10 protein-coding genes and 1 pseudogene are annotated in these 10,346 nt (G+C 75.2%); 4 read left to right on the plus strand and 7 right to left on the minus strand.

Annotated elements, in window-relative coordinates; all coding sequences use genetic code 11:
• Nucleotides 1-35: 35 nt before the first annotated feature.
• Nucleotides 36-1,067 (plus strand): hypothetical protein, encoded by a 1,032-nt coding sequence (locus AB0G32_RS31165; protein WP_361170806.1) that lies wholly within the window; start codon nucleotides 36-38, stop codon nucleotides 1,065-1,067.
• A 60-nt stretch (nucleotides 1,068-1,127) separates the two neighbouring features.
• Here AB0G32_RS31165 and AB0G32_RS31170 read toward each other — a convergent pair whose 3' ends face one another.
• The 4 genes from AB0G32_RS31170 to AB0G32_RS31185 all read right to left on the minus strand — a co-directional run bounded on the left by AB0G32_RS31170 (nucleotide 1,128) and on the right by AB0G32_RS31185 (nucleotide 5,811).
• Entirely contained in the window at nucleotides 1,128-1,553 is a 426-nt protein-coding gene (locus AB0G32_RS31170; protein WP_361170809.1) for an OsmC family protein, read from the minus strand.
• A gap of 42 nt (nucleotides 1,554-1,595) precedes the next feature.
• Complete coding sequence (locus AB0G32_RS31175) at nucleotides 1,596-3,002, minus strand: amino acid permease (RefSeq protein ID WP_361170812.1); 1,407 nt, start codon at nucleotides 3,000-3,002, stop codon at nucleotides 1,596-1,598.
• Between the two features lie 91 nt (nucleotides 3,003-3,093).
• Nucleotides 3,094-5,232 carry an alkaline phosphatase family protein gene (locus tag AB0G32_RS31180; protein ID WP_361170815.1) on the minus strand — a complete coding sequence of 713 codons (2,139 nt, stop codon included), beginning with the start codon at nucleotides 5,230-5,232 and terminating at the stop codon, nucleotides 3,094-3,096.
• Nucleotides 5,233-5,409: 177 nt separating this feature from the next.
• Complete coding sequence (locus AB0G32_RS31185) at nucleotides 5,410-5,811, minus strand: hypothetical protein (RefSeq protein ID WP_361170818.1); 402 nt, start codon at nucleotides 5,809-5,811, stop codon at nucleotides 5,410-5,412.
• 83 nt (nucleotides 5,812-5,894) lie between these two features.
• On the opposite strand from AB0G32_RS31185, the gene AB0G32_RS31190 reads away from it, so the two are divergent.
• Complete coding sequence (locus AB0G32_RS31190) at nucleotides 5,895-6,668, plus strand: MBL fold metallo-hydrolase (RefSeq protein WP_361170821.1); 774 nt, start codon at nucleotides 5,895-5,897, stop codon at nucleotides 6,666-6,668.
• Nucleotides 6,665-7,288 (plus strand): VTT domain-containing protein, encoded by a 624-nt coding sequence (locus AB0G32_RS31195; protein WP_361170825.1) that lies wholly within the window; start codon nucleotides 6,665-6,667, stop codon nucleotides 7,286-7,288. Before AB0G32_RS31190 ends, AB0G32_RS31195 begins: the two co-directional genes overlap by 4 nt.
• A 25-nt stretch (nucleotides 7,289-7,313) precedes the next feature.
• Here the strand turns inward: AB0G32_RS31195 and AB0G32_RS31200 are convergent.
• Nucleotides 7,314-7,760, minus strand: a pseudogene (locus tag AB0G32_RS31200) (alpha/beta hydrolase); the annotation flags it as partial.
• A gap of 27 nt (nucleotides 7,761-7,787) precedes the next feature.
• Between AB0G32_RS31200 and AB0G32_RS31205 the strand changes: the two are divergent.
• A complete protein-coding gene (locus tag AB0G32_RS31205; RefSeq protein ID WP_361170828.1) occupies nucleotides 7,788-8,060 on the plus strand; it encodes a hypothetical protein in 273 nt (90 codons plus the stop codon).
• Here the strand turns inward: AB0G32_RS31205 and AB0G32_RS31210 are convergent.
• Together AB0G32_RS31210 and AB0G32_RS31215 are read right to left on the minus strand one after the other, a co-directional pair.
• The gene (locus tag AB0G32_RS31210; RefSeq protein WP_361170831.1) at nucleotides 8,027-9,100 is read right to left on the minus strand and encodes an MBL fold metallo-hydrolase; all 1,074 of its coding nucleotides are present in this window, start codon (nucleotides 9,098-9,100) and stop codon (nucleotides 8,027-8,029) included. The two genes, AB0G32_RS31205 and AB0G32_RS31210, sit on opposite strands and share 34 nt — an antisense overlap.
• Nucleotides 9,097-10,346, minus strand: a 1,250-nt coding sequence (locus AB0G32_RS31215) for an aminotransferase class I/II-fold pyridoxal phosphate-dependent enzyme (protein ID WP_361170834.1), incomplete at its 5' end; no start/stop codon positions are given. The genes AB0G32_RS31210 and AB0G32_RS31215, both read right to left, overlap by 4 nt.

Below are 10,346 nucleotides of genomic sequence, written 5' to 3' on the forward strand. Positions count from 1 at the left end.
GTCAATCACTGGCGATCGACGGAGGAGGAACTGGTATGTGCGCAGCATGGCAGTCGTACGAGCTCGCGCCGGGCGGCAGCGCCGATCCGGGCAGCGGTGTCGCGGCGGTCTCCCGCATCGACGGCAGCATGGAACTCTGGTGGACCGGCCGGAGCGGATCGGTCGAGGGCGCCTACTGGTACGACGGGCACCCCTGGAACCGCTACCAGCTCGCCCCCGACAACAGCGCCGCCGACAACGGGGGCCTGGCCGCGGTCTCCCGCATCGACGGCAGCATGGAAGTGTGGTGGACCGGTCCCGGCGGATCGGTCGAGGGCGCCTACTGGTACGAGGGCCAGCCGTGGACCCGCTACCAGCTCGCCCCGAACGGCAGCGCCAGAGCCGGCTCGGCGCTCACCGCGGTCTCCCGCATCCCGGGCAGCATGGAAGTGTGGTGGACCGGCCGGAGCGGATCGGTCGAAGGCGCCTACTGGTACGACGGGCACCCCTGGAACCGCTACCAGCTCGCCCCCGACAACAGCGCCGCCGACAACGGGGGCCTGGCCGCGGTCTCCCGCATCGACGGCAGCATGGAAGTGTGGTGGACCGGCCGGGGCGGATCGGTCGAAGGCGCCTACTGGTACGACGGGCACCCCTGGAACCGCTACCGGCTCGCCCCCGACAACAGCGCGTCCGTGGTCGGCGGCATCACCGCGGTCTCGCGCATCCCGGGCAGCATGGAGCTGTGGTGGCCGGGCGGCAACGGGTCGGTCGAGGGGGCGTACTGGTACGAGGGACAGCCCTGGAACCGCTATCAACTCGCCCCCGACAACAGCGCCGACCGGGGTACGTCCCTCGCGTCGGTCTCCCGGATCCCCGGCAGCATGGAGCTGTGGTGGGCGGGCGGCGGCGGGTCGGCGGAGGGCGCCTACTGGTACGAGGGGCAGCCGTGGGGGCGCTACCGGCTCGCCGGGGACAACTCCGCCTCCGGTGCCGGATTCGCGGCCCTCGCCCGCATCCCCGGCAGCATGGAGGTCTGGTGGACCGGCCGCAACGAGGGGATCAAGGGCGCCTACTGGTACGAGTAAGGGGCCTGCGGCGTCCGGTGCCGCGCGCCGCGCACGGCACCGGACGCGCACCCGGCGCGCTCAGGCGAGCTTCGCCGACAGGGTGATGGTCGTGCCGGTCAGGGCCTGGCTGACCGGGCAGTTCTGCTTGGCGTCCTCGGCGGCGGCGACGAACGCGTCGTTGTCGAGGCCGGCCACGGTGCCCTCCACGGTGAGGTGGATGCCGGTGATGCCCTCACCGGGCTGGAAGGTGACGTCGGCGGAGGTGACGAGCTTGGTGGGCGGGGTGCCGGCACCGGTCAGGCCGTTGGACAGGGCCATGGAGAAGCAGGACGAGTGGGCGGCGGCGATCAGCTCCTCGGGGCTGGTCTTCCCGTTCGCCTGCTCGGCGCGGGACGGCCAGGACACCGGCTGCTCGCCGATGCCGGACGAGTCGAAGGTGACGACGCCGTTGCCCTCGAACAGGTTGCCTTCCCAGACGGTGTGTGCGGAGCGCGTGGTGGCCACGTCAAGTCCTTTCGCGGTTCGGATGGTTCCGTCCCTATCCGATCACACTCGGGGCCCGTCCACGGCGAACGGGGGTTCACCGACGGCTGAACGCCGGTCGCGGGTACGCCGGCCCGCCAGCACCGCGTACACCAGCACGCCCGCGAACAGGAACAGCACGCCCTGGTAGACCGCCGCGTACCCGGCGCCGGCGACCAGCCACAGGGAGAAGGCCGCCGCCACCGAGGCGGCCACCGCGTCCCGGACCAGCCGGGCCCGGTTCACCTGTGCGCGGCGGCCGGACAGCAGGTGGTACAGCTGGGCGGCGGTGGCCAGCAGGTAGGGGACGGTGGCGGTGAAGGTGGTGACCAGGACCAGGACCTCGAAGACCCGGCCCGGGCCGGCGGCGTAGTTGTAGACGGTGAGCAGCGAGGCGAGGACCACGGTGACCGCCACGCCCACGGTCGGCACGCCGCGCCGCTTGCGGGCGAAGGCGGCCGGGAACAGGCCGTCCCGGGCGGCGGCGTACGGGGTCTGGGCGCTGAGCAGCGTCCAGCCGTTGAGGCAGCCGGTCATCGACACCAGCGCGGCCAGCGCGACGGCCCAGCCGCCCCAGGCGCCGCCGAACATGGCGTTGACGGCGTCGGAGAAGGGTGCGGTGGAGCCGACCAGGCGGTCGTGGGCGACGGTGCCGAAGACCGAGAGGGTGCCCAGCAGATAGACGAGGGCGGCGCCCGCGGTGCCGATGACGGTGGCCCTGCCCACGGTCCGCCGCGGGTCCTTGACCTCGCCGGCGCTGACCGCGGCGGACTCCACGCCGAGATAGGAGAAGAGCAGGATCGCGGCGGAGGCGGACACCGCGCCGAGCGCGCCGGTGCCGCTCGCGTTGAACGGGCCGAGGTTGTCCGCGTCGAAGAAGAACAGCCCGCCCACGGCGACCAGCAGCAGCGGGACGAACTTCAGCACGGTCGAGACGAGTTGTACGGCGCCGACGTACCGGGTGCCGGCGAAGTTGGCGAGCGCGGGCAGCCACTGCAGGACGAGGGCGGCCAGGCAGGCGGTCCAGCGGTGGCCGTGCACCGGGAGCAGGACGTCGAGGTAGCCGACGGCGGCGACGGCGAGGGCCGCGTTGGAGACCCAGGTGGTGATCCAGTACGCCCAGGCGGCGAGGAACCCGGCGAAGTCGCCGAACGCCTCGCGGGCGTAGACGTACGGTCCGCCGGTGCGCGGATCGCGGGCGGCGAGCCGGCCGAAGACCAGCGCGAGGGCGATCGCGCCGACGGTGAGGACGCCGAAGGCGAGCAGGCTGACCGTGCCGAAGGGGGCGACGGAGGCCGGGAGCAGGAAGATGCCGCCGCCGATGATGTTGCCCATGACCAGGGCGGTGGCGACGGGGAGTCCGAAGCGGCGGGTGTGCCGGTCCGGGGTCGGCCGCGGGGCCGGCGGGGTTGCGGTCCCGGTGACGTGCATGGGTGGTGCGCCTCTCTGGCCTTTCCGGGTGGTGCGGCCCGGGATCGCCGGGCGCCGCCCATGGTCGGGCACTCCCCGGCAGCCGGCCAAATCAGGCGCTTTTGTCCTGTACGACCCCGTCCGGCACCGCAAAAGGTGCGTCCTCGTGCGCCTGGGGCGGTGAATCGTCCAGCGGTATCTGCGGGCCGTCGGACTCGCGCAGCCAGCGGCGCAGGACCCGGTGCACGTGCTCGGCGCCGACCAGTTCCGAGCCCTCGGCGACCGGGGCGGTCAGCGCGGTCGGGGAGAGCAGGAACGCCTTGGACTGGGCGCCGCCCAGCCCGCCGTGCGAGCCGATCTGCTCCTCGAAGGCGAGCACCTCGCCGTCGGCCGGGTCGAGCGTGGAGTTGACCATGATGTCGGCGGCGTGGGGGAAGGCGTGGGTGCGGCGCACGGCGTCGGCGGCGCCGGGCCCGAAGGGGGCGAGCGGGCCGGGGTCCTCGTCGAGCCGGTCCAGCGGTATCTCCACGCCGCGCGCGCCGAGCACCAGACCGTCGTACTCGTCGCCCGCGTGCGCCTGGCTGCGGACCAGCAGGAAGCCGACGCCGGGGTGGTTGGCGAGGGTGGCGAGCAGCGCGGGATGGCGGGCGTCGATCTCCTCGCGGCTCATCCGGTGGCCGACGTCCGGGAAGGAGATCAGGCCGAGGTTGCCGGAGGCCAGGACCAGGGGTTCGGAGCGGCGGCGCGAGGGGCGGTGCTGTTCGCCGCCCTCCTCGACCGGGCGGCCCATCGCGGCGCGGACGGTGTTGCGGGCCTCGGCGCCGCTGTGGGTGCGCTGGGCCTTGCGCGGCACGGGCAGTCCGCAGCCGGCCCGGACCAGGTCGGCGAGGGTGAGGCCGTAGCGGGCGTGGAAGGTCTCGCCGGGGCTCTGGCCGTGGTCGGACAGCACGACGATCCGGTACGGGCGGGGGGCGTGCTCGGCGGCCTTCTCGATCAGCGCGAGGGAGCGGTCCAGGCGGGCGAGGACCTTCTCGGCGTCCCGGCTGTGCGGTCCGGAGTGGTGCGCGACCTCGTCGTAGGCGACCAGGTCGGCGTAGACGGCGGTGCGGCCGGCCAGCAGGTCGCCGATGACCGCGGCGACCACGACGTCCCGTTCGACGACGGTCGCGAAGGCCCGGACGAAGGGGTAGAGGCCGCCGCGCGAGACGCGGGGGCGGACCTGGTGGACGCGGGCCCGGACGGACTGGCCGATCTCGCGGGCCACCTCGGCGCCGAAGGACAGGGCGGTGCGGACCGCGCCCGCGGGGTCGCAGAAGTAGGCGAAGTACCCGGCCCGGGAGCGGGTCTCCCGGCTGCGCCGGCGCACCGCGATGGAGAGCACCAGGGCCTGCTGGTCGGCGCCGCCGCTGAAGAGGTTGCCGCGGCTGGCGCCGTCCAGGGTGAGCAGGCCGCCGTCGCCGGTGTGCTCGACGGCGCGGCGCTGGAGTTCGGCGGCGCTGGAGGGGCGGTTGCAGACCATGACCTCCCGGGTGTCCTTCTCGTACCAGCGGAAGGCGGGGATGTCGTGGTTGCTGCCGTGCAGGATGCCGAGCTGGCTGGCGCCGGTCTGGCTGGACCAGTCGGTGCGCCAGGGGATGAGCCGGTGGCTGCCGGGGGCGGTGCCGTCGCCGAGCCAGCGGGCGACGGTGGGCATGGCGCCCTTGTCGGCGGCCGTCCGCAGTACGTCGTGGCCGACGCCGTCCAGCTGGATGAAGACGGTGCCGTGGCCGCTCGGGCAGGGCGGGGCGGTGCCGCGGCGGCGGTCGGCGAGGCGGTAGAGGCGGCGCCGGTAGGCGTCGTCGTCGCGGACGGCGAGGGCACCGCCGGTGGCGGAGGCGACGGCCGACATGACGGCGGCGACCACCACCGCGGTCTCCGGTCCGGCGGCACCGTGCGCGGCGGGGTTGACCCGGAGCGCCACGAGCAGCAGCGCGCCGTTGAGGAAGAAGACCAGCAGGCCGAGCACCAGGGCCGGCACCAGCAGCAGCAGCCGGACCAGCAGCGGCCACACCAGCGCCGACAGCAGACCGAAGGCGCCCGCGCCGAACGCGGCGGTCACCGCGATCCGGGTCGCGCTGTCCCCGTTGGCGGACTGGAGCTCGAAGTCCGGCAGGAGGCCGGCGAGCACCAGCATGGTCACCGTGGAAACCGCCCACACCGTGACACTCCGGCCGATCTGGCTGGCGATCCGCCGCCAGCGCCCTCCGTTCACGCGTTCACGCTCCGCACACCTCACGTTCCCGGCCCGCCGTCGGACACGGACCGCTCTCCAGCGTGTCATAAGGCGCGAGCGGGTCCGGCCGGGGGGTTTGACCGGCGGGCTCGGCAGCGGTCGGGGGGGAGCCCGGCCGAGGCGGCCGGCGGACCAAGAGGTCCTCGCCGGCGGACGTCAGCGGCCGTCGTAGCCCGCCGTCGGCATCGACAGCCGGCGGTGCACGCACGCCTTCATCTCGGCGTCGTACGACGGTTCCGCGTGCCCCACCGTCTCCACCCGGACCCCGCGCCGCGCGCACTGCGCGGTGAACTCCTCCACCGAGGCGAGCGCGCTCTCCAGCACCCGGCGGCTGGGGGCCACGAACAGGTCGTGGCCGGGCCGGACCCCGTCCCACAGGACGTCGTGGTCGGACCGCAGACGGCTGACGAGCAGCTCCCGGGCGACGACGTACCCGCGTTCGGCGGCCCAGCGGGCGCACATGGCGTGCTGGCTGCGGGAGTCGACCAGGAAGGGGTCGGCGTCCAGCTCCTCCAGCGGCGTCAGACTCGCGATCGCCGTCACTCTCACCGGTCCCATGGCGTCCCCCTCACCTCCGGTTTCGCCGCCGACCCTACTCCTGGACGTAGGCTTCGGGGGAGTCGCGCGAAGGAGGCAAAGAGGTGCCGGTGGAGGTCACCTGGTGGGGTCACGCCACCTGCACGATTGAGGACTCGAACATACGTGTGCTCACCGACCCGTTGTTCGCCCGTCGGCTCGCCCATCTGCGCCGCCGCCGGGGCGCGCTCCCCCCGCCCGAGGCGTGGCGGGCGGACGTGGCACTCGTCTCCCATCTGCACGCCGACCACCTGCACGTGCCGTCGCTCGCGCGGCTCGCGCCGGGCACCCGGCTGCTGGTGCCCCGGGGCGCGCCCCGTACCGTGCCGGGCCTGCGCCGGCTCTCCCACCTGGCGGTCACCGAGGTCGTGCCCGGCGACCGGACGACCGTCGGCGACCTGCGCATCCGGGCGGTGCCCGCCTGGCACGACGGACGCCGGCTGCCGCTGGGGCCGCACCGCTCCCCCGCCCTCGGCTATGTGATCGAGGGCGAGGCCCGTACCTACTTCGCCGGGGACACCGGGCTGTTCGACGAGATGGCCGAGGTGGTCGGACCCGTCGACGCGGCGCTGCTGCCGGTGGGCGGCTGGGGGCCGCACCTCGGCGCGGAGCACCTCGACGCGGGCCGGGCGGCCCAGGCGCTGGCCCGGCTGGCGCCGCGCAGCGCGGTGCCGGTGCACTACGGCACGTACTGGCCGATCGGGATGGACGCCGTGCGCCCCCATGAGTTCCACGCGCCGGGAGATGAGTTCGTGCGCCTGGCCGCGCTGCACGCGCCGGGCGTGGCGGTGCACCGGCTCGGGCACGGCGAGCGGGTGCTTCTGGAGGCCGCCCGGTGAGCTGGCTCGGATCGGCCGTGACGGTCGTCCCGACGGAGACCACCCAGCAGGCCCTCGGTTATCCGTCGCTGTTCCTGCTGGTGCTGATCGGGGCGCTGGTCCCGGTGGTGCCGACCGGGGTGCTGGTCAGTTCGGCGGCGGTGGTCGCCTTCCACCGGACGGCGATCTCGCTGGGGATGGTGTTCCTGACCGCGTCGCTGGCCGCGTTCCTCGGGGACGTGACGCTGTACTGGCTGGGGCGGCGCGGGATGCGGTCGAAGAACGGGTCGCGCTGGCTGGAGGCGATCCGCTCGCGCGCTCCCGAGGACCGGCTCGCGCAGGCGCAGGAGAAGCTCACCGAGCACGGGGTCGCGGTGCTGGTGCTGTCCCGGCTGGTGCCGGCCGGCCGCATCCCGGTGATGCTGGCCTGTCTGATGGCCAAGTGGCCCACCCGCCGCTTCGCCCGCGGCAACCTGCCGGCCTGCCTGGCCTGGACCGTGACGTACCAACTGATCGGCATCCTGGGCGGTTCGCTGTTCCCGGAGCCGTGGCAGGGCGTGGTGGCGGCGGTCGTACTGACCGTGGTGGTCAGCGCGGCGCCCAGCGTGTGGAAGCGGCTGCGGGGGCCGGCGAAGGCGTGACCGGCCCCCTCCCCCGCGGCCGGGATCAGCGCGCCCCGGCGACGAGGGTGGCGGCGAGTTCGGCGGGCCGGGCGGCGAACGGCGAGTGGCCGCCGGGGAGTTCGAGGACCGTGAAGGGGTGGTCGGGGGCGACCGCGTCGGCTTCGGCGATCATCAGGTCCTGAAGCGCGGGCGTGGTGGACCAGCCCTCGGCCGGCCGGACGAAGGTGCGCGGGACGCGCCCCCAGCGGCCGGCGGTCAGGCGGACCGGCTCGGTCGGCACGGCCAGCGGCAGATCGGGGCTGAGGGTGAGGTGCCAGCGGGCGAACTCCGCGGCGGGCACGTCGTGGTAGAAGACAAGCCGCAGTTCCCCGACGTAGGCCGGGTCGGCGGAGACCGGGTTGACACGGATCGCACCGAGGGACTCCGCGTCGCCGATCCGCAGGGTGGCGCCGCGCGCGGTCGAGGTCTGTTCCGGGGCGCCGAGGTAGTCACCCAGCTCGGCCGGCAGCACCTGATCGTGACGCCGGCCGACGACGAACCGGCCACCTACGCGGGCCTGCGAGCCCTGCTGGGCGAGCACGCGGCCGCGCTGGACACGGCCACCGAGGCGCGGGACGTGCACACGACCATCGGGCCGGCCGCCTGCGGGGCCGGCGCGGGGCCGGGTCCGTCATCGATGCGGGCGGCGGCCCGGCCGGACAACCTGGGTGTGCGCCGGGCCGACGACCGTTCCCCGGTGCCGGCGGCGTTCCTGGCTCACGCCCGGCGCCGGGACGGGGCGGTGGGCTGACCGGCGGTGCGGGCGGCGAGCACCCGGGAGGCGCCGACCGGCAGGTCCCACAGGTCCTCGCGGGGCAGCCCGGCCCGCTGCCAGGCGGCCCGGACCCGGGTGAGGGGTTCCAGGACGGGTTCGGCGGACAGTACGAACGTGCCCCAGTGCATCGGCGCCATCCGGCGGGCGCCGAGGTCCTGAGCGGCCCGGACCGCCTCCTCCGGGTCGCAGTGGACGTCGCTGAGCCACCAGCGGGGGTCGTAGGCGCCGATGGGGAGCAGCGCCAGGTCGATCCCGGGGCAGCGGCGGCCGATGCGGGAGAACCAGTGGCCGTACCCGGTGTCGCCGGCGAAGTACACCCGGCGGCCGTCGGGGGCGGTGAGCACCCAGCCGCCCCACAGGCTGCGGCAGGTGTCGGTGAGGGTGCGCTTGGACCAGTGGTGGGCCGGTACGAAGTCGAGGCGGACGCCGTTCAGTTCGGCCGCCTCCCACCAGTCCAGCTCGGTGACGACGGTGAACTTGCGGCGGTGGAACCAGCGGCCGAGCCCGGCCGGCACGAACACCGGGGTGTCGCGGGGCAGCCGGCGCAGGGTCGGCGCGTCCAGGTGGTCGTAGTGGTTGTGGCTGATGACGACGGCGTCGACGCGCGGCAGCGCGTCCCAGGGGACGCCGACCGGGGTGATCCGGGCGGGGGTGCCGAGGATACGGCGGGACCACACCGGGTCGGTCAGGACGGTCAGCCCGCCGATCCGCACGATCCAGCTGGCGTGCCCGGCCCAGGTGACAGCGATGTCGTGAGTGCCGGCCCGGGGCAGCGGACCGGGCTCGACCGGCAGCCGGGGGATGTCGGCGAGGCCCTCCCGGCCGGGTCTGACCGCGCCCTCCCGGGCGAACCGGGCGGTGGCCTTGAGGCCGGGCAGTGGGGCGGTCAGCCGGTCGTGGAAGGTGCGCGGCCACATCCGGCGCTCGGCCAGCGGCCGGGGCGGGGCCGGCGGCGGGAACGGGGCGGCGGGGCCCTGGGCGGGCGTGCTCGTGGCCGGCTCGGACTGCTGCGTCATCGAGGGTGCTCCCATCGCCGATCGTCGTGGGGATCGCCGTCGTGAAGATCGTGGTGGCGGGGATCGTGGTGGCGGGGATCGCCGCCGTGGCGATCACCGCTGCGGGGACCGCCGTTGTGGAGACCGCCGCCGCGGGGACCGCCGCCGTCGAGACCACCCCCGCGGGGACCGCCGCCGCGGGGACCGCCGTCGTGGAGGTCGGCGAACGCTGACTTCAGGTCGTTCAACGCGCGTCGCGTGTGCGGCAGTTCCAGGGGTTCGGGGGCGGTCAGGCAGCGTGCGCGCTGTTCGTCCGTGGTGCCCAGCAGCGGGCCGGTGGACAGCCGTACCCGCAAGGCGGCGAGGTCGTCGCCGAAGCGGTGGCCGCCGGGGGCGGGGGCGCCGAGCCGGGCGGTGAGGAAGTCCTCCAGTTCCTGCGCGTCGCCGACGCCGCGCTCGGCCAGCGCCAGGCGCAGCGGGCCGAGGTCGGCGTACAGGTGCCGGCCGGCGCGCGGCGGCAGGGACAGCGCGCCCGCGCCGGTCACCACGGCGTGCACGGCGGCGGCCACCCGGGCGTGCAGGCGGACGGCGGCCGCTCGGTGGGCGACGACGGGCTCGGGTTCGGTCAGGGCGTACGCGGCGGCCGCCGCGACCGGGGCGGCGACGCGGGCGCCGAGCGCGGTGAGGACGTCGAGCACCCGCGCGTGCAGGCGGTTGCCGACCGGCGAGGCGGGGAGGCGGGCGACGGCGGCCGGCCAGCCGGGCGGCAGCAGCGCGCCGGCCAGGTCGGTGACGACGGTGACGTGCTCGGGGAGCATCTCGGCGGGGCTGATCAGCACGGTGTCGTGCGGGTCGTGCAGGCTGTCGCGCCAGGTCTCGTCGCTGATCAGGTGCAGGCCCTCGGCGACGGCGGCCTCGACGGTCTCGTGCAGCACCTCGGGCGGGGCGACGGTGCCGGTGGGGTCGTCGGCGACGGAGAGCACCAGCAGCCGCGGATCGCCGCCCTCGGCGCGGACCCGGCGCACCGTCTCCAGCAGCGCGTACGGGTCGGGTACGCCGCCGCACTCGGCCGGGGTGGCGACGTGGAAGACGGGTCTGCCCAGCAGCCGGGCGTACGGTGCCCACCAGGCGGCGCAGGGCCGGGGCACCAGGACGTCGCCGCCGAGCGCGGCGGTCAGCGCGAGCAGCAGGGCCGGGGCGCCGGGAGCGGCGGCCACCTCGCCGGGGGCGGTGGGCAGGCCGCGCCGGTCCCAGTGGCCGGCGGCGG

This window comes from Streptomyces sp. NPDC023723, assembly GCF_040639815.1.
Taxonomy (GTDB): Bacteria; Actinomycetota; Actinomycetes; order Streptomycetales; family Streptomycetaceae; genus Streptomyces.

Bases quoted from the DNA above. Each gene is read 5' to 3' on its own strand.
- AB0G32_RS31185 (WP_361170818.1), bottom strand. From the start codon at position 5,811: ATGGGACCGGTGAGAGTGACGGCGATCGCGAGTCTGACGCCGCTGGAG.
- AB0G32_RS31175 (WP_361170812.1), bottom strand. From the start codon at position 3,002: ATGCACGTCACCGGGACCGCAACCCCGCCGGCCCCGCGGCCGACCCCG.
- AB0G32_RS31165 (WP_361170806.1), top strand. From the start codon at position 36: ATGTGCGCAGCATGGCAGTCGTACGAGCTCGCGCCGGGCGGCAGCGCC.
- AB0G32_RS31210 (WP_361170831.1), bottom strand. From the start codon at position 9,100: ATGACGCAGCAGTCCGAGCCGGCCACGAGCACGCCCGCCCAGGGCCCC.